Below are 26420 nucleotides of genomic sequence, written 5' to 3'. Positions count from 1 at the left end.
AATAAAATACAAATTGTTTGATTTTTTCTTTAGGAATCCCATCCTCTTCCATAAGTATAAAAGTGTCACCTCCTTTGGATCCATTCCCCGTACTCACCGCCTTACAATCCATTGTCGATTCTATCCAAACAAATCCTGTCACCATCTTAGATGCTCCGCCAGGGACAGGAAAAACAACGGCTCTCCCGATAGAACTTTTGCGAGCGGGTGTTTCCTCTGGGAAAAAAATCTGTATTTTAGAACCTAGACGAATTGCGGCAAAAAGTGCCGCAAAAAGGATCAGCCAAACTTTAAACGAAAACCTAGGTGATACTGTCGGTTACAGAGTTCGGTTTGATACAAAAATCGGGGAAAATACAAAAATTGAATTTCTGACAGATGGGATTTTAACTAAAATTCTTCTCTCTGACCCGGAAATTAAAGATTACGGACTCATTGTCTTTGATGAATTTCATGAAAGGCGAATGGATTCTGATCTTTGTTTTGCTTTGGTTAGACGAACCCAAGAGGTCTTTCGCGATGATTTAAAAATCCTTGTAATGTCAGCCACTTTAGACGGACAAAATTTTGAATCACTAGGGATCCGGTCCAAACCAATTGAAGTTCGGGCGACCACCTACCCTCTGGAAATTTTCCACATGGGAGATTCCAATAAAAATTCAAATCAAAGATTATTGGATTTAATTCCTAAAGCCGTAGAACAAACAGAAGGTGATATCCTTGTTTTTTTATCAGGTAAAAAAGAGATTCGCGATTTAAGGAACAGTTTGGAATCCATCCCTGGAATCAAATCTAACGCAACTGTATTAGGATTATACGGTGATATGGATTTAGCCGACCAAGAAAAAATCTTTTTACCTTCTTTGCCTGGGAAAAAGAAAATCATTCTTTCGACAAATATTGCCGAGTCTTCCGTTACCATTCCAGGTGTCCGCGTTGTATTTGATTCCGGTTATGAAAAACACCTTCACTTTGATTCTGAATCAGGTGTTTCTCATTTAATCAAAGAACGGATTAGCTTAAGTAGCGCCAAACAACGTGCCGGGCGAGCGGCAAGAGAAGGAAAAGGTTTGGTTTACCGACTTTGGTCAAAGGAAGAAGAACAATCATTTTTAGATCGGACCAAACCGGAGATCCTATCTGGAGATATTGACCGTCTGGTTTTAGAAATTAAGTCCTGGGGCGAAGAAATCCAACAGTTATCTTTTTTAGATCCGCCAAACAAAGGATCGGTGATCCAAAGTACAACCAGATTGAAACTTCTAGGTTGTTTAGATTCCCATGAAAACCTTACCAATATAGGAAAAGAATGTTTAAGATACCCTCTACCGATACGGCTAGGGAAAATATTGGCCATCCTACCCCAAGAAAAAGAAAATCTAATCGCCGACGTAGTCTCGTTAGTTGGAAAAGAAAGTTCAGGAATAGAAGCAAAAAACTTTTCAGAAGAGACTTCAGCCTATCCCTTTTCCTATGAGTTAAAGGCAGTTTATGAGCAAATTTTGCGTATTTACAGGGAAAAAACTGACTTTTCTGTGATAAAACCAGATCAAAATCGACTTTATTATTTGTCCTCTGGATTCCCGGATCGGATTGCAAAAGGAAAAGTGGCAGGAGGGAAAAGTTTTAAACTTTCTAATGGGAAACTCGCCTCCTTAAACACAACGTCCATCCAAATCCCAGAATATATTATAGTTTTAGATACTTTTTCTTTCGGCCAAGAAATTTTTATCACTCAGTATCTGCCAATAGAAGAAACAGAAATTGAGAAATATTTTTCCGAGATCATATCAGTGAAGGTTACTTCAGAAAAAAGAACCAACCAAAGAGGAGAATCTTTTCTTTTAGTCAAAGAGGAAAGAAGATTAGGAGATTTGGTTTTAGATTCCAAAGAAACAAATCATCCAAACCAAGAGATACTGGGTTTGGCACTGGAAGAATATTTAGTTAAATCTTCCTTAGAGGAAGAATGGAAAAAAAATCCAGAATTAATGCAATTCTACAACCGTGTGAAATTTTTAGAACAACATGGAGTTCTAAACACAAAAACAGATTTCCATCATTTGAAAGAAAATTTCAAAGAATGGTTATTTCCTTTTATTAATTTTGATTCAGGAAAACTGTCATTAGACAAACTCCCTTTTTTGGAAGCATTCAAAGCCTATGTGGGATATGAAAATTTGAGTTTGATTGATTCAGAGGCACCAATCTCCATCCAAGTTCCTTCCGGTTCTAAGATCCAATTGAATTATGATGGAATCGAACCCGAACTTCACGTCAAATTACAAGAGTTATTCGGTCTAAAATCCTTACCAAAACTTGCGAATGGGAAGGTAAACATTCTCATTCACCTACTCTCCCCTGCAAGAAGGCCTGTACAAATTACCAAAGATTTAGAAAGTTTCTGGAACCAGGGATACCATGAGGTAAAAAAAGAATTAAAAGGAAGGTATCCGAAACACCCTTGGCCAGACAAACCTTGGGAAGCGGTTCCTACCAAACATTTAAATCACACCAAACGTTCGTAAGTAGAGACCCAACCTTTTTTGTTCACAAAAAATTTGATTTTGCAACTAGGACAGAGATAATCTCCCGCTAGTTTCCAACGCAGGAGAGTTTGGCACTCAGGGCAATGGATGGTTTTTTCTTCCGACTTGGGGGTAAGTTCATTGGCGGGAGTTTCGTTTAAAATCAGAGATTCTAAATAATGGATACAATCAGGTTCCGTTGGATGTAAAACGAGAAGGGAAGAAACTTCCTCGGAAACGGGAGCTGCCAGCCCAAATCCTGCCACATGGGAGCCTGTTTCTTTGCAACGTTCGGTAATCTTTCTGATAAATTCCAGACCCACTTCCGTTACTTCTTCGACTTCCGAAAAATCAAGGCAAAAAAGAGAGGGGGAAAGAGTTTCCTCCTTCAGTTTTAAATAGAGTTCGGAGCCAATTTCCGCCGAAAATGTTCCCGCTAAGCGGAAAAGAAGTGATTTCAAACAGGTTTTTCCTCTTTTCTATTCTTCGGAAGAGATTCTGTATTTACAAGGAATTTTGTTCCAAATACCTTTATTTATCAGATATGAAATCGATTCCGAGACGATACTGGGTTTTTCCTGTAGACATACTCTTTATGTTCTTGTCGTATTTTCTCGCACACCTTGTGCGTTTTGAAAATATACGATTTTTAGAAAGTTATCCAGACTTCTGGGTTTGCGCCACAATCGTTGTGGTTTCTCGCAGTTTGGTTTTTTTATTTTCCGGAATTTACAGATCTCTCTGGTCTTATGCTTCCTTACACGATCTACTAGCGATCATCAAGGCAACGGTTCTTTCGTCTCTCGTTTCCACTCTTGCCCTTCTATTTTATAACCGCTTCTACCAACTCTCAAGGATGGTTCCCATCTTAGATACACTCATCTTACTCGGATTCTTATGTTTGCGGAGTTTGAGTTGGAGAATGTTAAGAGAACAAATTTTTAGCTCTGAAAAATCTAAACATGGGACTCCTATCATTCTTGTGGGTGCTGGTAAACTGGGAAGTTCTTTCTTAACAGAGATCAGGCGAAATGTTGACTTAGACTACCAACCCATTGGATTTTTAGATGACAACCTTTCCAAAAAAGGTGGGTACATCCAAGGGGTTCCCATTCTTGGGTCCACAGATGAAATTGGTAAGGTTCTTGTCCAATACGGTGTCAAAAAAGTGATTATGACCGTTCCTCAACCTGACGGACGTGTGGTGAGTAAACTGAAAAAAGAATGTGAAGGTGCCGGTGTTGATTTTAAAATTTTACCAACGTTTGGTGAATATCTATCGGCAAAACCAAACATCACACAACTTCGTGAAGTACAAGTAGAAGACCTTTTGGGTAGACCCACGGTTGATTTAGAAATTGAATCCATTCGGTCATATTTGGAGAAACGAGTCATCCTAGTCACAGGAGCTGGTGGTTCCATTGGTTCAGAAATTTGTAGGCAAGTGGCGCTTTTTAAACCAAGTGTACTTGTCATTTTGGATGCCGCCGAAACTCCGTTATACGAAATTGATTATGAACTTAGAAAAAGTTTTGCCGATTTAAATATTGATATTCGGCCTGTTGTGGCAGATGTAAAAAACCTATCTCGTATTTCTGCCGTTTTTGAAGAACACCGCCCTTCTGTAGTGTTTCATTCCGCTGCATACAAACATGTACCAATGATGGAAATCAACCCATCAGAAGCCGTTTTAAACAATGTAATGGGAACTAAAAATGTAGCAGATGTTTGCCGCCTTATTGGTGTCGATCGTTTTGTTCTCATTTCTACAGACAAAGCTGTGAATCCTGTAAACGTTATGGGAGCCTCAAAACGTGCCGCAGAAATTTACTTACAACATATTTCTCAAAATTCTAGAACCAAATTCATTACCGTTCGCTTTGGAAACGTACTCGGTTCCAATGGAAGTGTGATCCCACGTTTCAGAGAACAAATCAAACGTGGTGGTCCCGTGACTGTGACTCATCCAGATGTCATTCGGTATTTTATGACCATCCCAGAAGCCACACAACTCGTGTTACAAGCTGGTAGTATGGGTGAACATGGCGAAATTTTCCTTTTGGATATGGGTGAACCGGTCAAAATTTTATCTTTAGCAGAAGAGATGATTCGTCTTTCCGGTTATACTCCTCACAAAGACATTGCAATTGAGTTTTCTGGGCTACGTCCAGGAGAAAAGTTATACGAAGAACTTCTCTTAAACCAGGAAGGAATTAAAAAAACACACCATCCAAAAATTCGGATTGCTGCCCCTTTAGAAAACTACAACCTACTTCTTTTCCAGAACAAATTAAACCGATTGTTTTCTCTTGCAAAAGCCAATAAAAATAGAGAAATTTTCGCTGCTTTCAAAGACATTATCCCTGAATATAAAATCCACGACGAATACATCGAGTGGGAAAAAACTTCACATGGTAAAAGGAATTTATGAGCCAAAACCTCACGCAGGAAGAAATCACAACATTACGTGAGTTTAAACGAGATTTATTCAATCTTTATTGGGAACGGTTTGGAGTATTTTATATCCATGTAATGCCTCATCCAAAATTAGAAATTGGAAAACGTGGTTTACTCAATGCAGAAAAAGAATCTGGCATCGTACTCGTGTTTGGTGACAAAGCGGTAAAAGTATTAGATAGCAAACCTGATTATTTATTTGCAGAACTTCAATTTGGATCGGCTTGGGAACCTACTGTGATTCCTTGGGATGCTGTATTTCGAATTTACGACAAGTTTCAAAATTCAGCAACGCAACTCAGATTTTTACAAGTGGAAGTGGCACCTGGTGCAGAAGAATCCAATGCTAAACCAAAAGTGACAAAACCTGAGATCACAGGGGATGGGAATGTAATACGTGTTGATTTTGGAGGGAAACGAAACGAATGAATTTTTTTACCATCACTAGAGGAGACCTCGACGGTTTTTTTGGTCTCATGGTAGACAACCTCATCCAAATTTTGGTTCTTTCTGCCCTTTGTATCGGAGTTTGTGGTTTCCCCCTGATTTTTGTTACCTCTGTAGTTTTACCGGGAGCTGCCGTTTCCTTACTCGTTGGAAATGTATTTTATGCATGGCAGGCTTGGAAATTAGGGCAAAAAACGAAACGAACAGATGTTACAGCAATTCCTTATGGAATCAATACAGTTTCCCTTTTTGCTTTTGTGTTTTTTGTTATGTTTCCCACCTATCAAGCTACAGGTGATTATATCTCTGCTTGGAAAGCGGGTCTACTCGTTTCCTTTATCTCTGGCTGTATTGAAGTCATTGGCTCTTTTGTTGCTGCAAAAATTCGTAAATATACGCCTAGAGCAGCATTACTCTCTGCTTTAGCAGGAATCGCCATCACTTTTATCTCGATGGACTTTTTACTTCGCACCTTCGAAAGACCGATCATCGCCTTTATTCCGCTAGGTGTTATTTTATTACAATACTTTGGGAAGGTACGTTTTCCATTTGGCATTCCCGGCGGATTACTTTCCGTTTTAATTGGAATCCTATTATCTTTCCTTTCTGGTTTTTGGGGAGATCCCATTTACAAACCGGGAGCCATCGAAAGTGGATTAGAAACTTTGGGGATTTATTTCCCAAAACTTTCCCTAAGCCCCCTACTCGATACACTAACCTACGCCAATATAAAAGCCTATTTTTCAGTCATCCTTCCTATGGGAATTTTTAATGTGATTGGTTCTCTTCAAAACATTGAATCAGCGGAAGCCTCAGGAGATAGTTTTGATACGAAGACTTCATTACTTGTGAATGGTCTTGGGACACTAGCGGGCACTGCCTTTGGTTCTCCATTCCCCACAACCATTTATATTGGTCACCCAGGTTGGAAGGCACTCGGAGCTAAACATAGTTATTCGATGCTTTCTGGCGTATTTATGACTTTCGTAAGTTTATTTGGACTTATGGGACTCATCCAAGCTCTCATTCCCATAGAGGCAGGAATGGCCATTGTCCTCTGGATAGGAATTGTGATCACAAGCCAAGCTTTCCAAGCAATTCCCAAACACCATTCTCCTGCTGTAGTAGTGGGACTTTTACCAGCCTTTGCTGGTTGGGCAGTCCTTATCATCCAAAATGTTTTTATCTTTTTAGATGGGAAATTACAATCAACCTTGCAAGAGTTAGGTGTAAAACAAACCATCCATTTTTCTTTATCGGACATTCCTCCTCATTTGACTTTTCTTCCTTATGCGTTAAGCGGTGTACTTGCCTTGTCACAAGGATTTCTCATCACTTCCATGATATGGTCGGCGATGGTAGTTTTTGTTTTAGAAAGAGAGTGGAATAAAGCTGCCATTTGGGCAACGATTGCCGCAATCCTTTCTATGATCGGCTGGATCCATGCTTACGAATTGCAAGGGAATGCCATTCTCAACCGGTTTACAGAATTAGCAAACTTTGACTTTCCGATTGCCTATTTATCCCTAACGACCTTATTTTTATTGGTTTGGTTCCTGGATGCAAAAGGAAAAGCAGGAAAATTAGAACATTAATTTGCTTGTAATCTTTTGATGAAACAATTACTGTTTCAGTCTAAAGAGTAGGTCTTACAAAGGACCATAAGGAGAACAATTTCCTATGACTTGGATCAAACGAATCGGTTTTTTCCTGTTAACTAATATATTGATTATGACTACTATCTCCATCGTGACCACATTACTTGGTTCAATGGGATTTAGTATCCGCGCCTATGGTTTAGATTTAACTAGGCTCATTGTATTCTGTTTAATGTGGGGTATGGCGGGATCTTTCATATCCCTTTTACTTTCTAAAATGATGGCAAAATGGACGATGGGTGTGAAAGTCATCGATCCTAAAAAAGCTTCGGCTCCTGAGATGGATGTATATCGTCGTGTGCAATCACTCGCACAAAGAGCCCACCTTCCTATGCCGGAAGTAGGGATTTACGAATCTCCAGAAGTGAATGCGTTTGCGACAGGCCCAAGTAAATCGAGTGCACTCGTTGCTGTTTCTTCGGGACTTCTGAATCGTATGAATGCGCAGGAACTAGAAGGTGTACTGGCACACGAATTGTCACACGTTGCCAACGGTGACATGGTGACACTCACTCTCATCCAAGGTGTTGTGAACTCATTTGCCATGTTCTTCTCTCGTATCATTGCCTACATCGCATCAAATGCAGTGAAAGAAGAAATGGCACAAATTGTAAGAATTGTTGTTACCATTGCACTAGACATTGTATTCTCCATTCTTGGTTCGATGGCGGTGGCTTACTTCTCACGCCAAAGAGAGTTCCGTGCTGATGCTGGTGGAGCCAAACTTGCGGGAAGAGAGTCAATGATCTCTGCATTAGAATCCCTTCGCCAAATGGTGGAGATGCCAGAAGATCCAAGAGGAGAGGCTTTGGCTTCCCTTAAAATATCTTCCAACAAAGGGGGGTTCCTTTCCCTATTTGCAACTCACCCTGCTTTAGAGGAAAGAATCTTAGCTCTCAAACAAATGAGATAAAAGTTTCAAAAGATACAGTATTTACGGTATCTCTGAAGGAAAGGTCGGCAATTTGCCGGCCTTTTTTTATTGCAAAGCCCTAGTCTTCTTTGGTTTCATCCTATTATGTCCATTGTTAAATCAAAGATTCGTACCATTCCCGACTACCCAAAACCAGGAATTCTTTTTCGAGATATTACTTCCCTTCTCATTGATCCAGAAGGTTTCCAACTCACCATTGGAATGTTTGTAGAACGATACCAAAATGCTAAATTGAATAAAATCGCTGCCATTGATGCGAGGGGTTTTATTCCCGGTGCAGCCCTTGCCTTCCAACTCGGGGTAGGATTTGTTCCGATTCGGAAAAAAGGAAAATTACCAGGAACCACAATTTCTGAATCCTATGCTTTGGAGTACGGGGTAGACCACGTAGAAATTCATACAGATGCGATTAGTCCTGGTGATAGAGTTTTGATTATGGATGACTTAATTGCAACAGGTGGGACTTTAGAAGCATCGATCAAACTCATTCAAAACCTAAAAGGTGTAATTCATGAATGTTCTACCATCATCAACTTGCCAGACTTAGGTGGTGCGAAACGAATTAAAGATACTTATGGGATTGATGTATTTTCGATTTGCGAATTTGAAGGACACTGATTCAACGAAGTAAACTAAAAAGATGATTCATTACAAAGAGTTTTGGTTAGGTTATGTAGACTTCCAATCAGAACTCTTTGTTTTATCCACTCGAATACTTACCTCGTTACCTAGAAAATTCCACCTTACCACAAATAATTTTTTTAAAATATGAATTCCCCTTCCCCCAGTGATCAATTTCCTATCTGATTCCGTGGGACTGGGAACATGCCGTGGATTAAATCCTTTTCCGCTATCGATCACATAAACATCGATATATTGACGTGATTCAAAAACATGAACGGTAATGATATCGTCTTCTCTTTTGCCTCCGTGTTCTAAGGCATTGTCTAAGGTTTCATCCACAAGAATCTGAAACCAAAAACTATCCATAATTTGGCGCCAATTCCTTTTGTCATACAAACTCCAAAGTTTTTCTTTGATGAGTCTTGAATGTGATCTTGTCGCAAGAATTTGGTCTTCAAAAATTTTTTTGGATCGTTCAAAAAGAAAGGAAAACGGATGAGTCAAATAATTTTCTGTGAACGAATAATGGAACATAAAGACCACGAAACAAGAAAGGAATAACAAATTTAAGAATAGGAAAAAGTGTAAAAAATACTTGGTAGTTAAAGGGATCCAGGTTGGGAAAAAACAAAGAAGTATAAAAAATACACAAGTGATAAAAGTAGCAAAATAAATATACTCCATAAACTTTTGTATGGCGGGGAAATTGTATTGGAGTTTAGCAATGATTAAATAAGCGAATGCCAAAAAAGCCAACACATAATAAGTGTTATAATAGTATTTTAATAAGATTAAACTAGCCATTGGATATACTTCGTTTAGAAGCCCCAAATCGATAAATAATAACATAATTCCCATTCCTAAAACAAAGGAACAAATAACGACCAAACGAGGAAAGTTACGAAAAAATGTGGGAAATTGTAATCCAAAATACAATAGAATAAAAGATTCAAATACAAGATAGGTAGAAATGGTATGAGGTTGGTTTAAGATTGAGTTTTCTAAGAACAAAGTGTCGCCAAGAATTGTCAAATCACCGATACAGAAAAAAGCTGCGAGAACTGAAAAACTTGTTTTCATCCTGGTCCGAGGATTCTTTCTAAAGGAGACAATACCGGCTATCAGTGAAAAAAAGGCGGTAACTCCGAATATAATGGATTCAAACAAACTCATGCAAAAACAGAAAAAAATTTTCCACTACCCGTCTCTCTTTGCGAGTACTATTTTATTTTTTATAAGTTTATTCCTAAGCCCACTGCAAGCCGAAGAATCCAGACAATCCATTGACGAAATCAGGAAATCTGTAGTTCAAATCCGAGTGTTTTCACAAGCGAAAGATCCCTTCTCTCCTTGGATGTCGTCTGGGATTTCCGCATCGACCGGCTCTGGTTTTTTAATTTCCAAAAACCGCATCCTTACCAATGCCCATGTGGTTTCCAATGCCAAATTTATGGAGACCCAACGGAACAACCAAACAGAGTGGTACGAATTAAAAGTATTATTTATTGCGCATGATTGTGATTTGGCGCTACTGGAAGTTTCTGACCCAGAATTTTATAATGATAGCAATTACTTAGAACTGGGAACTTTACCAGAACTTGCAAGTCCTGTAGACATCGTGGGTTACCCTATTGGTGGGAACAAAATCTCTGTTAGCCGAGGAATTGTTTCGCGTATTGAACAATCAACCTATGCTCATTCCCAAATTGATAGTCATTTGGTTGTACAAGTAGATGCTGCCATCAATCCAGGGAATTCCGGAGGCCCAGCCCTTCAGAATGGCAAGGTAGTGGGTGTCGCTTTCCAAGCATCCACCAAAGGAGAAAATATTGGTTACATTATCCCAACAGCGGTAATCCAACATTTTCTAAAAGACATTGAAGATGGAATTTATCACGGTTATGTTGAATTGGGAATCCAAACACAATCCTCTTTTTCTGAATCGCATAGACAATTCTATGGAATCCCCAATGGAGAAGAAGGTGTATTTGTTACAAAGGTATTAAACCAAGGATCTGCGGATGGATATCTAAAACCAAGGGATTATTTAACCGCTATCGATGGACGTAAAATTGGAAGGAATGGAAATTTATTAGAATCAAATTCCATAGATTTTTTAGAAGTTGTGGATAATAAGTTTGCGGGAGAAGAGATCCAGTTTGATCTAATTCGTGATAAAAAAAAGATGAAGGTAAAATTTGCGGCAAAAAAAATGCCACAAATGGAAAACCAAAGAGCACGATATGGAGTCAATTACGACTATCTTGTGTTTGGTGGCCTAGTCATCCAAACAGTCAATAGAGATTTACTGGAAGCATGGAGTAAAAATGGACAAACCCAAGGGGGGAGTCTCCTAGTTTATCGATTTTATGATGCCACGACTCTTTCCGATGGTCAATCAGAGGATGTTGTATTATATAGAAAGTTACCACATCCGATCAATTCCAATTCCGACTTTTATTTGAATATGGTTGTGGAATCTTTAAATGGTGTTAGGATTAAAAACTTAAATCACTTAAAAGAAATGGTGGCATCTTCGAAAGAAAAAACCTTACGAATCCAATTTTATGGGATCCAATTGCCTTTGATTATGGATCGAGAAGAAGCTGAACGTGCCGATCTTGAAATTAAAAAATTATACCACCTAACAGGAAATTGATCTAATGTTGTTTATAAATCGAATATCTACATTTACTTTTCTATTTTTTCTCTTTTTTACTGGAATTTTACATGGAAAATCGAATCCCGTTGCACCAACCGATAGCTCCATCCTTCAAGTAAAAGTAACAGTCCAATACCCCCATTTCATCCAACCCTGGAGGTTTAAAAATCCAGAGATCCGCCAATCCACAGGCATTTATATCGGGGAGAATAAAGTTTTAATCCCTGCCCAAGCGATTTATTTTTATACAAACATTGAAATTAAAAAACCTGATACTCTTAAAGTCTTTACTGCAGAATTAGAACGACTAGATCCTGATTTAGGTCTTGCTATTTTAAAACTCAATGATCCCAATACGGCAAAAGATCTCAAAGCAGTTACCTTCCCTAGTGAAATTTTTTTACCGGGGAATGGCCTTGTGATGGAAAGTAAAGACCAAAGAGGTTTGGAAGAGAAAAAAATAAGAATGATTCGTTTGGATATGGATTCTTATTCTAGTGGATATATAGAACTTCCTTACATCGAAGTACAATCGGAAGACAAACTAGATGGTGTGGGTGAACTCGTCGTAGATGCAACCGCCCGCATTCCGCAAGGTATCCTTTACCAATTTAAAGAAAATAATATGGGTAGAGTGATTCCTTCTTTTGCAATCAAACATTTTATCGAAGGTAAATCCATTCCATTCAAAGGTTTTCGTTTCAAACCACTGATCGATAGTGCTTCAAGAAATGATTATGGATTAAGAAAAGATGACCTCGGTGTTTTAGTAGCAGAGATCTATCCAGGATCATCAGCTGATGGAATTTTACAATTAGAAGATATTTTACTCGAAGTGACCAATTTTAAAATAGACCCTAAAGGATATTTTGAGCATCCCAAGTTTGGAAAACTTAATCTATCTTATTTGTTCCATAATGTAAATGATACCGAGTCTTTTTTTGGAAAAAAAATTAAATTAAAAGTATTCAGAAACAAAAAACCAGTTTCACTCGAAATGGATTTAAAACCGCTACCGGAATCTGCTATCCGCATTCCTTATGGGAATTCTAGATTCCAAACCCCCAAATATCTTATGTTAGCAGGAATGATCTTTCAAGAATTATCAGAACAATACCTAACAGAACATGGAAACCAATGGAGAAATCGCGTTAATAAAGAGCTTCTTTTTCTCAATGATTTTTACCGGATTAAAAGGAACAGCAACGAAGGGAAAATTGTATTTTTATCCCAAGTACTACCCCTTTCCGGAAACAAAGCCTACCATACGGCAAACCAAATGATTTTAAAAACAATGAATGGGGTACAAATCCAATCATTGGACCAATTGCGAAATTTGGTAAAAGAGTCAGATTCACCTTACATCCATTTTGTGACAAATGATGGTTTTGAAATGATCTTTAAAAAAGAAGAAATCCAAAAACTAAACGCAGAGGCAAAACAAAGTTTTCAAATCCAGAAGGATTCTAATTTTTAGAATCCAACTTGGTAATTTAACTGTCTAGAAATCAGTAATACTTTTATTAGAAACAAAACTAAAATCAAAAGAGTCATTAAAAAATATTCTTGTTTTCGAATGGTTCTATCTTCATTGAGTAACAATAGTAAAACGGGAATCGACAAGGTAAACATACGCGATACATTTTCATATACAGACCAAAAATGATAATACCCGGCGGTTCCCACCATAAACATGATAAACAAAAATGAAATTCGGAATTCCCAACCTTTTCGAATTTGTCCTGTAAATGGTAAAAACAATCCCAAAAAAAATAATATAACTAACGGGAATCTGGATAATAAACGCGCGAGATCTTTCCAATGAGACCCGCTACCTAACAACCTCCAAATTGACTCCATATAGGAAATCAAACCTTCCAATGGCAAAATAAAATCGGTAAGTCTACCGGGTCTCCAATTTGGGAAACGATATGCCAAGTACAAATGCCAACAAACCGGGATCAAAAGAACTGATCCGACTACAGCCATTCGTTTCCAATCTTTACGAAACAATGCGGCAAGGCCCAAAGGAAATAACAAAAACAAGGCTGGTTCTTTGGTTAAGATTGCCAAACTAGAAAAGAGAATAAAAGGGATATAATTTTCTTTTACATAATAGTAATAAGCGATGATTAAGATAGAAACCATCACAGAATCACTTACTAGTACATAATAACTTCCTAAAGCAAAAGGACTTAACAGATATAAAATCGCATAGGGTTTTGTATCTGCATTTAGCAGTTTACGTAAATAAAAATAGGAAACTAAAGTAAGAGAAATATTCCAGAAATACATACCAAAAATGGCGGATGTTTTTCCAAAAAAACCAAAAATTGCAACTAACAAAGGATAGCCGATTCTTGGGGCCCTGTACGATTCATCAAAACCTTTTGGCCAATTTAAATTAAACTCAGAAAGGGGCCTCGAAAAATAATAAAAAATCTGGCCATCATAACCCGCACCTAAATCTCCTTCTTCTCCTTTAAATAAAACAGCTTTCTCTGGAGTTTCTTTTTGGTTTTGCAAGGCAAACTCGTATCCGAAGTTCACCATAGAACTCGGGTTCCATTCATATTTTTTCCAATAACCTAAAGTGGCAATTCCCCAAACCAGAAAAAAAGAAAAAACCGTTAACCATTGTTTCGAATTGAAAAATAAAAAAATTGGGGATAAATGTTTTAAAATCATAAATTGACTCCAAATTAAGGATGTAGTTGAGAAATTGAGGGTTCTAAAGATTTAGAAAAAATTGAATTATAAAAATGAGCACCTTCGTATGTTAAATGGTGCGGATCAAAAAAATACCGAACATCACTTACTGCTTCCGTATGGTCGATCAAAGTCTGGCCCCTACTTTCTAAATGTTTTTTTAAATTAGAAATCCAATCCTTTCTCCACTTCGAATTTTTATAAAAATCAAATTCTATTGGATTCTCGGGACTAAGGATCAGTACAAATGGGATTTTGTTTTGATAAAAATAATCAGAAATCTGAAGAATGCGATTAAACTCCAACCAAGATTCAAAGGTGACTGAATTTACATTTTTTTTAGCTTCGCGAACAAAATGTAATCTCCAAAGTTCGTTTCGCGAACCGGAATCTCGGATCATTCGTTCATAATAATCCTCAGTAAAATCTTCGGTTGTCATTGTCACCAAACGAGTGTCATCCCAATAACTTCCACGTGAGTAAGATCGATTTTTTACATCCGAAGTTTTACAAAAAAAATGAGATAAACGAATCCCAACAGATTCATCTTTTCCATACCGAATGAGATTTACTTCTTTTGCAGAAGGTAATTCTGACAGTACTTGGATTTTTACCACAGACCAATTTTGCGTTGGATCGATCAAATCATTCCAAATTAAATCATTCCATCCTGAGCGATTAAAAGTTTTTTCCAATTCCAAAATAGGCTGTTTGCGAGTTAGCGAATCTTGATCAAAGTAAAAACTAAATTTTAATTTTGTATTTGGTTTTTGTGTGAAAATAGATTCTTTGGATTTTTTTTCCGAACAAACAAGTGTTGCTGTCTCCTTTGTCCATCCCTTAGACCAAATTCCTTCCCTTGGTTTTTCCCCTTGGTATAAATGATACTTTCTTCCACTTCGGAAATGATTATCAATATAAACTTCAATAGGATCCAAAAAGAAAACTCTAAACCGGCTCACATAAAAAAGGGATTTTGTTGCAAGTTTGGAAATGGTTTTTCTAGGTAATTCCTTCCAAAAATCTTTTAAATAGGCAGTTGGATAAATTGTTTTTGCAGGATAACGATCCCCAAATTCACGAACCCATTTTGTTTCATCAAATGAAAATTTACCGTCTTTGGCTTCTAAGTATTCCCACTGCAAATCAGCAAAATTATGAAGGTAAACCACCAAATCGGGGTTTGATGCCAAAAGATTTTCTTTGTAATAAAAAAGATCTGTGGGAGCCATCGCCACATGAGAAAAAAAGGAAAACTTTGTATTTGAATTGTACTTTTCGTTTAATTCATCTGGCAAAACAGAATATAAGGCAACGGAACTTCCGGTGATGATCGTTCTATGTTTATCTTTTGAAGATTGTAATTCTTTGGTTTTATGAATAAAGTTGTACCAAGGAGAAGAATCCCATTCCGTCTCATTGGGGAACAAAAAATAAAGTTCAAAAAAGAAAACTCGATCCAATAAAAAGATAGCACCTAATAAACTACAGGTGATGACAAAAACTTTCCATTTCAAACTGAAACGGGATTTGTTTACGGATATTGTGGGATCAGTTTCCATTTTCGTAACAAAAGTTTTTTCGCAAATTGAATTGCCAGTTTCAATACCTTACGGTTAAAGCTGCTATTGGAAAAAATATACCGGATTGGAAGTTCTTTGATAGTTCCATCATGATTTGCCACAATCGAGAGAGCTTCCATATGAAAATCAAATGCCACAGACTCTAATGGATACGTTGCAATTTTTTGTACCATCGGTTTCGAATACCTTCTGTAACCACTTGTGCAGTCTCGTAAATTGGCACCAAAAAGATTAAATATTCCTTTGGACAAACAATAGTTCATAACCTTGGCAGCAAGCCAGGAAATAAACTTACGATACAACGGTACGTTTACAGTGGATGTCCTGGAACCAATAACTAAATCACATTCAGGGAAAGATTGAAATTCCTTCAAATAACCAGCATCATGCGAAAGTCCCGCATCCATCGTAATCACCCAATCGTATCCCTTTTCCACCGCATACTTCATGCCGTCTTGAATTCCTTTGGGGATATGAGTGTTTTTTTCATGCCGAATCACATGAAGCCTTTGGCCAAACTCTTTCTGAAGATTGGCCAAAATGGTTGGTGTGGCATCTTTACTGGCATCATCTGTTACAGAAACATCTGCATAAACAATGGCACCCCGTACCACCTCTTCAATTGTTGCGGCTTCATTGTAAGCAGGGATGACAACCAGTGTTTTATTAGACATTCTACTTCCCAGAGATATTGAATACGTCTTTGTTCGCTTCAATCCATTTGAGAAGTCTAGTGACTCCTTCTTTAGGAAGAATTTTAGGATTAAAACCGAATTTTTTTGCTTCCGTGATGTCGCAAATAAAATAACGCATGTCACCTGGTCTTTCTACTTCAAAAAGAATCTCTTGTTTTTTACCGAGAATTTCACCAATGAGACCTATACATTCCAAAAGCGAAATTTTATGAGGGCTAGCACCACCAATATTATAAACACCAGGGATAGGATTCTTAAAGAATTCTAAATAAGATTTTGCACCATCTTCGGCATGCAAAATATCGCGAGTTTGTTTTCCCGTTCCAAAAATACGGAGTGGTAATCCAAAAACCGAACGAATCGCAAAGTTTGCAACCCAACCATGATCTTCACCACCAAACTGACGTTCACCGTAAATTCCCGTAAAACGAAAACTAGCTGCCTTTACACCATACATATCCGTGTAAGAACGGACATAGTGTTCCGCACTCATTTTCGAAGCATGTAGAGGAGAAATTTGACCCACCATTGTTGGTTGTGCCACGGAGATTTCCACTGGATTTCTTTCGTATGATGTTTTTCCTTCCGTCAAACTATCATTAATTGAGTTTCCGTAAACGTGAATGGAGGAAGTATTTACTACCGGGATTTTATGTTTCCTTGCTGCTTCCATTACGTTAAAAGTACCAATCACGTTGGTTGAAAAATCGAGCTCCGGATCTTCCCAAGAAATAGTCATTGCAGGTTGTGCCGCTGTATGAATGATATAATCACAATCAACAGAACGATCCATCAAATGTTCTAGGTTTCGAATGTCACCTTTTACCATTGTGACACCAAGTGATTTTAAATAATTCCAGTTATAATCACGAGTGGCATCACTTCCATAACCAGTACGTTTTAATTCATATTTTGTCATGTTGTCAAAACTAACAACATCCCAACCTTCTTTACGAAATAATTCACAAACATGGGATCCTAAAAATCCGCATCCGCCTGTTACCAATACTTTATTCGCCATCGCGATCTTCTCCTAGGTAAAACTTTTTAGATAAAATTAATTTCAATATGTGGATAGAATCAGAAATCATATCACGTAATCTGTATTCCACCTGGCCCACAGGTTTGAAATAAGATACAGGGATTTCAATACAACGCATATGAGACCTTACTATATCAATCATAAGTTCTACAATGAACTTACGGTCTTCTACAACAAGTTGGGGTTTAACTCGTTCATAAGACTCTCGCCAAACAGAAAAAAACTGACAATCCACATCGGTAAATCTTGGTTCTTGTCCCCACCAAAATACTTCTACCAACTTACCCATAAGTAAGTTCACCAAACGATACAAAGGTTTTAAGTTAGAACCTTGTTCGATCATCTGTCTTGTGGTGCGAGTTCCAATTACCATATCCGAATCTTTCATGTATTCGAGTAGTTTTGGAAAATCTTTGGAGCGAAAGGAACCATCGGGAGAAACGACTACGATGATATCACCTGTTGCGTATTCAATTCCCCTTCTCACTTGTTCTCCAAGCCTTGTAGGATCTCCATCACCAGGGAAGGTATAGGTTTTTACCTTTTCTTTTTTACTAAGCGTCAGAGTTTCGTCAGTAGATTCGTTATCGATAACAATGATTTCATTAAATTTATCTTTGAAATCAACAATCACATCTGTGATTGATCTTTCATTGTTATTTGTGGGGATTACCAAACTGGTTTTAAATTTATGAAATAAATCATTTCTTACTTCATAAACAGCATGGTAATAATCCTGCATGGAGTTGATGTTGAAGTAATCGCAACTGAGCTTGGTTGCATACACTCCCCCCTTGGACTCCTTTGCCATCTTATCGATAACATCCGTTATCTCTATCACACCTGATTTGGAAGATACTGGCGTTTTTTTAAAAAACTCAAAATACTCTGGTGTAAAAAAATAACTGCCCAAACCCAAAAGTTCATTGGGTGGGTTTTCTGGTTTTTCAACCAAATTTAGAATTTTATCATTCTCTAATACAACTGAATAGTTTTTACGAATTCTGGAAAGTAAGGAAGTTTTCACAACACCGATGGAGGCTGCCATTTGTGGGTGTTTTTTTAAAACTTTTAAAAAGATTTCATGATCAGTTCGGTAATAAAATTCATCACCGAGAATGGTTAAAAAAGGTTCATGGATGGTCTTTTCAAGACTGGCCACATCAGATGCCAATCCTTTCTCTGTCCAATTGACTGGTTCAATCACAACTTTGGGAAGTGCCAAACGAATATGATCAATTTCTGCGATGATTTGTTCTTTAAGATGGCCTACGAGAACATAGACTTTTTCAATCCCAAAGGTTTTGACCATAAGTTCCACATTGCGGTGGAGGATGGATTTACCTTCGATGACGAAGAGTGGTTTTGGAATGAAACTGGTTCGGGGAAATGCTCGGGTTCCTTTTCCGGCAGCCGCAATGACCCCAATTCTGATCTTTTTCAATGTAAAAGGAAAGTCCCTGAAACGGACCAGTGGGTCAATTAGAAAAGGTTCGTTTCCAACGGTAGAATTCCAATCCTTCCCCTGTTTTGTATCCTTGGAATGGTTCCCAGGTTCGCTTGGAAGGATTCCAGGTCCAGCCTGGGTTCTTTCCCCCAAGTCCGTTCAAATGAAAGCCCCAAATGCCTTCTGTTGTCATCCCACCTGCCTCAAATCGAACTGCCACAGGATTTCCCACAGAGTGGTCCAAAACAAAGGGCAAAACCACCTCTTTTTTGGTTCCAAGTAAGGATTCGGAAAGGACGAATTTTCCAGAAGGCAAAAGGTCCAATCGTAATTCTATATGATCACAATCAAATCGACGTAGCAGGGCCATTTTTTTACCCCAAGTCTCTGTGGCTCGGATTTGGCAGGCTTCTGGAACAAGAAGGATTTCATTCCCTTCCTCAGTAATTTTTCCCACAAATAAAACCTCTTCAAAACCACGGGAATTTTGAAAGCGAAGTTCCTGTGCGTTATAAAAAGACTTTCCCTTTTCTGTAAAAATTTCTATCCCTAGTATTAGGTAACCATTCTCTGTTGGCAGTCGCTCTGAAAAATACAATCCATCCAACGACTTTGCCTGGTTTTGAATCGTCAAAAAGAATGTAAGGATAAGAAAACTCAATTTCAGAAATTTATGCATTTAAAACAATTTGTCCTTATCCCTCTCATTTTCATAACATCATTCACTTTTAATTGCAATCTGCTAAATTCCGAAAAAGAAAAAAATGACGATCTCATTCTATTAGTTGGATTGTATTCACTACTCGGAGGAAGTTGTTTTACAGGTCCCGATCTTTGGGCCAGGGATTTAGTTTCGCAAAACAGTGTCTGCATTCCAGTCGAAATGGTAGGCGAAGGAAGTAATGTAGTCGTATATAAAGAAAGATCTTTATCCGTTAACTATGATTTAGCGAAATTTGCAAAAGATTTTGATACAATCACTTATCCAAAACTCATAACAACATTTGGAACACCGAGTGATGTGGACGGGGATGGCAAAGTAAAAATCCTTGTTATGGACATTAAGGATGGGGCCACAGCAAACAGTGCTTATGTGGCTGGATATTATGATCCTGTAAATTTTTTCCCTGACAATTTTTTTTCTCCCATTCGATCTAATTATGCAGAAGTACTATATTTAGATGGAAAAGAATTAATTGCAGCTCTTAGCAGAGATCCAAATGCTTTTGCTTCTACGGCTGCCCATGAATTCCAACACTTGTTACGATATCCAAGGATGCGTGCAGTCAACCAAACCGATGAAATATGGATCAATGAAGGAACAAGTGAAGTGGCTAGTGACATCGCAGGTTATGGACCTCAAACCAGTCGTTTGGATTGTTATTCCGGTGTAACTGATTCAAGGTGTAGTGATGGAATCAATGGAGTTTCTCTACTGGATTGGGATAATAACAGTTCTAATGTATTAAAACAGTATTCTTTTGCTTATGTGTTCATGCGTTATTTATATGATAGTTCTGGAACTACAGAAGCCGAAAGACAAACTTTCTTTCGCAACTCAGTCGTTGGTTCGGGAGGGATTCGGGCCAATTCTACTGGAAGTTTAATGAGTTTATTTCGGACTTCCGCCAATTTTAACTCTACCTTACTCGGTTCACAAAACTCAGAAGTATTTTTTCGAATTTATGCCCTACTTGTTACACAGAGTTTTGGACTGACAAACAATCTTTCCTCCGTAGAATATGTAAATGCCGATGGAGCCACTGCCACTACTGTCGATTTGTCATCGGCTTCTGGAAATTATCTTTTGGCAAACAGCACAACTCTCCAACGAATCATTACAAATCCTGTGACACCAACAATCAATCGTACCTCCATCAAACAAGGTGCGACAAACTTTTATACGACTTCCTTTGGGGGGACTCCTGCCATACCAGGAAGTTCAAGAAAAAACTATGGAAGAGTAACAAGTGGGGGAAACAAAGGTGTCTTTTTTTGGGCAGATTCTCCCTCAGGATTCAATGCGAGTGCAAAATACCTTCCCACTAGTGAGGAAGGAACCACTCTATCCGCCCCTAAAAAACCAAGATCCCTTAAATCGGTGATTGAAGAGACACCTACTTCGGGACCAACTCCGATTTGTGGAATCGAATTTATAAACGATTCGGCTCGTACTTTCGAAAGTATTCCAATAGAATAGAACGCATCAAACTTCGATAACAGTCCTTAGCTACGTGACCTCCATCTGCGAACGCATTACACGTATAAGATGGATCGTTCTTTAGTTTTAAAAGAGGAAAACCGTAATTGTTCGTAAGATCATCTATTTCTTTTTCCCAAGTTTTTACCAAAGTCTCTTTTTCCATTAAAGCTTCAAAATCTGGAGAAGAAAGGGGCCAAACAATAATAGTTTTAATTTTTTCAGATTGCAAACGGTTCAGAATTTTTTCATAAAACCCAAACTGCATTGGGCTACGCACGTAGGATGCAAATAACCAATCCAAAGTTCTATGGCTAGTCATCTGTAAGGAATTAGAGTCCTTTTCCATATAATTATCAACGGGAGACAATCCATTTCCATTATGACTGAGAATATAATCATAAGTGTCTTTATGCATCACAAAAGCATTTTCTAAAAATGGATTTTTATAATTTCTCCACATTTGATCTATATATGGTTTATAAGTTCCAACTGCAAAAAGTTTACGACCCAGATAAAAGGAAACATGATCTTTTCCAAACAAACTGATATTAGAAAGAACGTATGGTAGGTCGAAACTATATGTTAAATTAGAACTTTTGAAGACAGAATTCTGGTTAAACTGATTGGGATCCGTTTCCATAATGACTAAATCTGGTTTGATTCCTGCATCCAATACTTTTGTCAGTTGGTAATCGTAATAAGCTGGAGTTGTTACTGCAGAAGACAAATTATAAATTTCCCAATCTGGGTAAAAAGAAACTAGTTCGTCGTGATCAAAATAAAGAAGGCGAGAAGATCCCAAAATCAACATGATTTTTTTCGATTTTGGAGAATAGACACCTGGTTTTTCAGTTACCAGTTTTTTCAAGAAATCTGATTTGGCTTTATAGTTAACGGCAGTTAAATCAATTTTGGTAATGGTCTGAATGTATGGGATTCGAAATATCGAATCGACCAAAAACAAAAATAATAAAAGGATAACCGGGTAAAAAAGAAACCGTGCCTTGAGCATATCTGAAAGGAGAAAGGAAATGGATTTTATTGTAAAGCGAATTGAAGAAACTCCCCTGAGCTTTCGATCAAGGGAGTGGATCGTCTAAGCGACTTGAGTGCGAGCGAGTTTACGTTTCTTTTTGAGATTGGCAAACCAATCTTCCGAGTTACGGATATGACTTACTAATTTTTTAACATACTCTCTGTTTTCTGGGTTCAGAATTTCGCGTGCTTCTTGAATGATTTCTTCCACAGTCTTCACGTGGAAGGTAAAATAACTGGTAAAGAGTTCATAATACTCTCTGTCGGTATTTTCCCAATCCTTTGATTGAATGTCTGCGAAAAACTCAGATAACTGTGGTATGTCGATCTCAGGTGTCGCATCAAAATGATTGTTCATCATTGCGATACGGTCTGTTATATCAGTTAATTTCTGGAAATACGTTTCCAATTCGGGATATTCCATCTTCCAACCCTCCTTAACAACCCTTACTTTTACCAGGATTTTAGAAAGGCCCTAGAGATCAAGATTTTTTAAAAAATTTTGTAATGTCTGGATTCTTTTTTAAAAAGTCTTTTAACTGAACAGCTTGTCCATCCCATGCTTCTTTGGCCCCATCGATCCATACATCAGAACTCATCCCATCAGGGAATCCTCCATTAACTATCGTTAGCTTAGATTGGTTAGGGCCTAATGATTCAAATAATAATTGTAAATAAATGGATCCGCTTGGATCAGCGGGATGGTCTTTCCATTCCATCACCAATTCTTTTAATGGTTCAATTTTTTTATAAATACCGTGAGTGGTAAAATCTCCTTCGAGTCCCAATTTCCAAGTCCATGAAAAATCTCCACCGACCTTTGGCCTTCCCCTTACCTCGTCTGCCAACCAATGGACTAACACTTCATAGACGGTAACACCCGACCATAATTTCTCAATTGGTTCATCAAAGGTGAATTCGGATTTTGTTTCTCTCATAGACTGAGTAATAAAGATTTAGGTTTTCTTTGGCAAGATGTTTTTTAGAGCACAGCTACCGACAGTCTCCCTATTGATAGCTGTATTTAACAAAAACTCAGAGATTCAGGTTGTTTGGTCTTACATAAACAGATTGAACAACACTAATATTTCTCATTTGAAATGCTGCTGCACAATATGCCAAATAATATCTCCATTTTCTAATAAAGGTTTCGCTATAACCTTGGTTCCTTACCTCGGTCAAGTTCTCTTCAAAAGCCTTAAGCCAAAGCCTAAGTGTCTTCGCATAACTTAAACCCATATCTTCCAAGTGGAATAAATACATATCTCCCGTACGATTGATCGCTTGGTTCATACGACCAATGGATGGCAATAAAGAACCAGGGAAAATATGTTTCTGAATGAAATCGATTCCGTTTTTAAAAGAGGTAAATCTAGAATCCGGACAAGTAATCACTTGTAAGGCCATAATTCCATCTCTAGTTAAAAGGTCCTGGCACTTTTGGAAAAAAGTTTCGTAGTAGGCATCCCCTACTGCTTCCAACATTTCTACAGATACTATTTTTGTGAATTGTCCTTCAATCTTTCGATAGTCCTGGATCCGAATTTCGATTTTATCCGAAAGTCCTTCTTTTTCAATTCTTTCCTTAGCATATTTGTATTGTTCTTCAGAAAGTGTAACAGTTGTCACTCGGCAACCATAATTTTTCGCTGCATGAATCGATAAAAACCCCCACCCACTTCCAATCTCCAAAAGATGGTCGGCTGGGTTTAGTTTTAACTTTTGGCAAAGTTTATCCACTTTTTTTGTTTGGGCTTCTTCCAAACTATCTTCTAAGGATTCAAAATAGGCAGAACTATAAGTCATTGTTGGATCTAAGAATAATTTATAAAATTTGTTTCCTAAATCATAATGTTCTACGATATTTTTTTTACTTCCTGTTAAGGTGTTTTTTCTTAAAAAATGTAGGAATTTATTTCCTAAATTGAATAAATCCAGGTGGAATAATTTCTTTTTGGCTCCAGAAAGACTGGGGCTATCATCCACATTCAATATAAACCAAGAAATTACATTTTCAATGGAATCTGTTTCCCAATCTCCTGTTAAATAAGATTCAGAAAACCCAATATCACCATATAACACTGATTTCTTGAAGAAAAGAGGGTTTTTTACATGGATCAGTGCTGTATGAAATTTTGGCTCAAAAGATGAGTTTTGATCTCCAAAAATCACTTGATCTCCATTTGGTAGGATCATCCTAAGAGATCCACGTTTCATGGAACTCATTGCTTTAAAAAAAATTTTTCTGTAAATGGGGAACTGGTCTACGATAGACTTGTTCTTTAATTCGGTAAAAAGTTCTGAATCAATCGTGTCTTCTAAGAGGGACTGGTTCTGTGATTTTTCCAAGGGGAACTCCTGTTTGTTTCTCTAAGTTTTGGTGTTTTTGAATGTACGGAATTTTTTTGATCCAAAGTTTGAACGCTTGCCAATGAATCAATGTTATTACTTTGACGGTAATAAATGGAAATTCGATAAAAAGTTTTAACAAGTATTTTGAATGGAAGGGAATTTTTTTTCCAAGACACGAAGTTGTTAAAATTCGTTTTCCATTCTCAAAGGAATCGACACCAATCTGCAATTGATCTCCAGGTAAGTTCAATCGAAATTCAAATTCTGAATCTAAACTGATAAATGGAGAGACATAAAAATTCTTCGGCTCACGGATATAAACATCAGGATCCGCAATGGTACCCTTCGCTTTCTTAAAATAACCAACGTAAGGTTTGATTTCCCCAAAAGTATTCCCTACTTCTGCAATCGATACGAGTGGTTTGCCATCGGTATCATAACAGAAATAGAAACTGACTGGATTAAAAACATATCCAAGTACTCGGAGATTGGTAAGAAGATAAATCTTTCCAATGTTTCTGACTCCAGATGCCTCTAAAAAGGACTTAACATTTTCATATACTGTTCCTTTTTCAAATTGGATATGGTCTTTATCATAAAAAGAAAACAAATTCCAACGGTTCCTGGAAAACCAAAAACTTTCGTGGGACAACTGGTCTATTTCTGATAAGTCCAAATAAAAATTAAAAATTCGGTATTGGAATTTATTGGGTTTAGGAGCGGTACGTGCGTGAAACACGTCCGCTCGATACATACAAGAACTTAAGTCCACGGATCCCTCTTTAGAATTTTACGCGATACATTGACCGCTGATAAAAATCCGTCTTCATGAAATCCATACCTAAAGTAAGCACCCGCATAATAAATGGGTCCAGATTCATTTAATTCCTGCAAACGGTTTTGACCAAGAGAGGCTTCTACAGAAAAAAGTGGATGTTCATAATCTATTTTTCGAATGATTTTGTTTTTTGCGACACGACCCGGATCATTGATGGTCACAAAATAATTTTGTTTTTTAGAAACGTTTTGCAAACGATTCATCCAATAAATTGTGTATGGGTTTTGTTTTCCCGTTCCATCTTCCACAATTTTGTAATTCCAACTGGACCAACAAGAGGCCAGGTTTGGCATATCACTCGCATCTGTATGTAAGGTGGCGGTATTGTGTTGATACTTATAAAGTGGTAGGAGCTCCTTTTCCAAATTTGTAGGATTTCCTAACATTTTCGAAGAAATGTGGCCATGAGTGGCAAGTAAAACCTTATCAAAAATCTGTTTTTTCCCTTCACCAAACACAAGTTCCACTTTTCCATCAGCCGTTCGGTTCACTTGTTTGACGGGACTATTTAGTCGAAACTTGTCTTGGATCGGGGGGACGATACGTTTAATATATTCATGGGAACCGCCATCCACTGTATACCATTGGTGTTGGGTATTTAGCCCCAAAAATCCGTGGTTGTAAAAAAACCGAATGAGTGATTTAGCAGGAAATTCCAACATCAAATCGGGGGGTGTGGACCAAACGGCAGAACTCATCGGAATTAAATAAAAATTGAGAATATCTTTTCCATACCCGAATGCCTCCATGTACCGACCCAGGTTCCAATCATCATACTTAGGATCGTCTAAAATCTTTGGCGCTGATTTATTGAACCTATCGATTTCGAGTAACATCTTGAGATACCGAGGTCGAAATAGATTTTTTTTCTGAGCAAATAAACCCGATAGGCCTGATCCACAGAACTCTAGTTTGGTGGGATCATGTTGCACACTAAAAGACATATCTGATTTTTTAGTGGGAACATTTAATGTTTGAAAAAGCCTAAGAAGATTAGGATAAGTCACATGATTAAACACAATAAATCCGGTATCGATGGGGATCTGAATCCCATCTTCTTCCACCATCACTGTGTTTGTATGACCACCGATATAATCGGCACTGTCAAAAATCGTTAAATCAAAATCATTTTTTAAAAAATATGCGGAACCAAGACCTGCGATTCCTGTACCAACAATAGCTAAAGTTTCTTTCACTGATTTCCCT

General features: G+C 37.7%; 23 protein-coding genes. 9 read left to right on the top strand and 14 right to left on the bottom strand.

Annotation, left to right across the window (positions count from 1 at the left end; all coding sequences use genetic code 11):
- Nucleotides 1–62: 62 nt before the first annotated feature.
- On the top strand, nucleotides 63–2528 hold the full coding sequence (gene hrpB, locus EHR07_RS03190; protein WP_135743741.1) for an ATP-dependent helicase HrpB: 2466 nt from the start codon (nucleotides 63–65) through the stop codon (nucleotides 2526–2528).
- Here hrpB and EHR07_RS03185 read toward each other — a convergent pair.
- Nucleotides 2510–2989, bottom strand: coding sequence for a hypothetical protein (locus EHR07_RS03185; RefSeq protein WP_135743740.1), 480 nt, complete (start codon nucleotides 2987–2989; stop codon nucleotides 2510–2512). The two genes, hrpB and EHR07_RS03185, sit on opposite strands and share 19 nt — an antisense overlap.
- An 83-nt stretch (nucleotides 2990–3072) precedes the next feature.
- On the opposite strand from EHR07_RS03185, the gene EHR07_RS03180 reads away from it, so the two are divergent.
- The 5 genes from EHR07_RS03180 (at nucleotide 3073) to EHR07_RS03160 (ending at nucleotide 8642) form a co-directional block, all read left to right on the top strand.
- Nucleotides 3073–4959, top strand: coding sequence for a polysaccharide biosynthesis protein (locus EHR07_RS03180; protein ID WP_208739683.1), 1887 nt, complete (start codon nucleotides 3073–3075; stop codon nucleotides 4957–4959).
- Nucleotides 4956–5414, top strand: coding sequence for a ClpXP protease specificity-enhancing factor SspB (locus EHR07_RS03175; RefSeq protein WP_135743739.1), 459 nt, complete (start codon nucleotides 4956–4958; stop codon nucleotides 5412–5414). The genes EHR07_RS03180 and EHR07_RS03175 overlap by 4 nt, the downstream gene beginning before the upstream one ends.
- Nucleotides 5411–7027 carry an NCS2 family permease gene (locus EHR07_RS03170; protein ID WP_135743738.1) on the top strand — a complete coding sequence of 539 codons (1617 nt, stop codon included), beginning with the start codon at nucleotides 5411–5413 and terminating at the stop codon, nucleotides 7025–7027. The genes EHR07_RS03175 and EHR07_RS03170 overlap by 4 nt, the downstream gene beginning before the upstream one ends.
- A gap of 85 nt (nucleotides 7028–7112) precedes the next feature.
- Nucleotides 7113–8003, top strand: coding sequence for a protease HtpX (gene htpX / locus EHR07_RS03165; RefSeq protein ID WP_135743737.1), 891 nt, complete (start codon nucleotides 7113–7115; stop codon nucleotides 8001–8003).
- Nucleotides 8004–8108: 105 nt separating this feature from the next.
- Nucleotides 8109–8642: an adenine phosphoribosyltransferase gene (locus EHR07_RS03160; protein WP_100744998.1), complete on the top strand. Its 534-nt coding sequence runs from the start codon at nucleotides 8109–8111 to the stop codon at nucleotides 8640–8642.
- Nucleotides 8643–8693: 51 nt separating this feature from the next.
- On the opposite strand, the gene EHR07_RS03155 is transcribed toward EHR07_RS03160, so the two are convergent.
- Nucleotides 8694–9728, bottom strand: a complete 1035-nt coding sequence (locus tag EHR07_RS03155) for an ATP-binding protein (RefSeq protein ID WP_135743736.1) — start codon at nucleotides 9726–9728, stop codon at nucleotides 8694–8696.
- A gap of 31 nt (nucleotides 9729–9759) precedes the next feature.
- On the opposite strand from EHR07_RS03155, the gene EHR07_RS03150 reads away from it, so the two are divergent.
- Both EHR07_RS03150 and EHR07_RS03145 read left to right on the top strand, forming a co-directional pair.
- Nucleotides 9760–11307, top strand: coding sequence for a S1C family serine protease (locus EHR07_RS03150; RefSeq protein ID WP_135743793.1), 1548 nt, complete (start codon nucleotides 9760–9762; stop codon nucleotides 11305–11307).
- Nucleotides 11308–11311: 4 nt separating this feature from the next.
- Complete coding sequence (locus tag EHR07_RS03145; RefSeq protein WP_135743735.1) at nucleotides 11312–12787, top strand: PDZ domain-containing protein; 1476 nt, start codon at nucleotides 11312–11314, stop codon at nucleotides 12785–12787.
- Here EHR07_RS03145 and EHR07_RS03140 read toward each other — a convergent pair.
- Genes EHR07_RS03140 through EHR07_RS03115 form a run of 6 tightly spaced genes read right to left on the bottom strand, consistent with a single transcriptional unit; the run spans nucleotide 12784 to nucleotide 19465 of the window.
- Entirely contained in the window at nucleotides 12784–13998 is a 1215-nt protein-coding gene (locus EHR07_RS03140) for an AZOBR_p60025 family cell surface glycopolymer formation protein (protein ID WP_135743734.1), read from the bottom strand. The genes EHR07_RS03145 and EHR07_RS03140 overlap by 4 nt on opposite strands.
- A gap of 14 nt (nucleotides 13999–14012) precedes the next feature.
- Nucleotides 14013–15581, bottom strand: coding sequence for a hypothetical protein (locus EHR07_RS03135; protein ID WP_238778505.1), 1569 nt, complete (start codon nucleotides 15579–15581; stop codon nucleotides 14013–14015).
- Nucleotides 15554–16276 (bottom strand): glycosyltransferase family 2 protein, encoded by a 723-nt coding sequence (locus EHR07_RS03130; RefSeq protein ID WP_135743733.1) that lies wholly within the window; start codon nucleotides 16274–16276, stop codon nucleotides 15554–15556. Before EHR07_RS03130 ends, EHR07_RS03135 begins: the two co-directional genes overlap by 28 nt.
- A 1-nt stretch (nucleotide 16277) precedes the next feature.
- Entirely contained in the window at nucleotides 16278–17318 is a 1041-nt protein-coding gene (locus EHR07_RS03125) for an NAD-dependent epimerase/dehydratase family protein (RefSeq protein WP_135743732.1), read from the bottom strand.
- Nucleotides 17308–18783 (bottom strand): nucleotidyltransferase family protein, encoded by a 1476-nt coding sequence (locus tag EHR07_RS03120; RefSeq protein ID WP_135743731.1) that lies wholly within the window; start codon nucleotides 18781–18783, stop codon nucleotides 17308–17310. The genes EHR07_RS03125 and EHR07_RS03120 overlap by 11 nt, the downstream gene beginning before the upstream one ends.
- 34 nt (nucleotides 18784–18817) lie before the next feature.
- Nucleotides 18818–19465, bottom strand: a complete 648-nt coding sequence (locus tag EHR07_RS03115; protein WP_135743730.1) for a hypothetical protein — start codon at nucleotides 19463–19465, stop codon at nucleotides 18818–18820.
- Between EHR07_RS03115 and EHR07_RS03110 the strand changes: the two genes are divergently transcribed.
- Nucleotides 19460–20986 (top strand): peptidase MA family protein, encoded by a 1527-nt coding sequence (locus EHR07_RS03110; protein ID WP_208739681.1) that lies wholly within the window; start codon nucleotides 19460–19462, stop codon nucleotides 20984–20986. The two genes, EHR07_RS03115 and EHR07_RS03110, sit on opposite strands and share 6 nt — an antisense overlap.
- On the opposite strand, the gene EHR07_RS03105 is transcribed toward EHR07_RS03110, so the two are convergent.
- The 6 genes from EHR07_RS03105 to EHR07_RS03080 form a co-directional block, all read right to left on the bottom strand.
- Entirely contained in the window at nucleotides 20940–22001 is a 1062-nt protein-coding gene (locus tag EHR07_RS03105) for a DUF1574 domain-containing protein (protein ID WP_135743729.1), read from the bottom strand. The genes EHR07_RS03110 and EHR07_RS03105 overlap by 47 nt on opposite strands.
- A gap of 84 nt (nucleotides 22002–22085) precedes the next feature.
- The gene (locus EHR07_RS03100) at nucleotides 22086–22448 is read right to left on the bottom strand and encodes a PLU-1-like domain protein (RefSeq protein WP_135568496.1); all 363 of its coding nucleotides are present in this window, start codon (nucleotides 22446–22448) and stop codon (nucleotides 22086–22088) included.
- Between the two features lie 58 nt (nucleotides 22449–22506).
- Nucleotides 22507–22962, bottom strand: a complete 456-nt coding sequence (locus EHR07_RS03095) for an SRPBCC family protein (protein ID WP_135743728.1) — start codon at nucleotides 22960–22962, stop codon at nucleotides 22507–22509.
- 97 nt (nucleotides 22963–23059) lie between these two features.
- Entirely contained in the window at nucleotides 23060–24373 is a 1314-nt protein-coding gene (locus EHR07_RS03090) for an SAM-dependent methyltransferase (protein WP_135743727.1), read from the bottom strand.
- On the bottom strand, nucleotides 24330–25130 hold the full coding sequence (locus EHR07_RS03085) for a DUF1365 domain-containing protein (RefSeq protein WP_135743726.1): 801 nt from the start codon (nucleotides 25128–25130) through the stop codon (nucleotides 24330–24332). The genes EHR07_RS03090 and EHR07_RS03085 overlap by 44 nt, the downstream gene beginning before the upstream one ends.
- 8 nt (nucleotides 25131–25138) lie before the next feature.
- Nucleotides 25139–26410, bottom strand: coding sequence for an NAD(P)/FAD-dependent oxidoreductase (locus EHR07_RS03080; RefSeq protein WP_135743725.1), 1272 nt, complete (start codon nucleotides 26408–26410; stop codon nucleotides 25139–25141).
- Between the last annotated feature and the right edge of the window lie 10 nt (nucleotides 26411–26420).

It is taken from the genome of Leptospira bandrabouensis (assembly GCF_004770905.1).
In the GTDB taxonomy this organism is placed as follows: domain Bacteria; phylum Spirochaetota; class Leptospiria; order Leptospirales; family Leptospiraceae; genus Leptospira_A; species Leptospira_A bandrabouensis.
The sequence above is the reverse complement of the archived record's forward strand: the minus strand, read 5'-3'. Positions and strand labels throughout refer to the sequence as shown.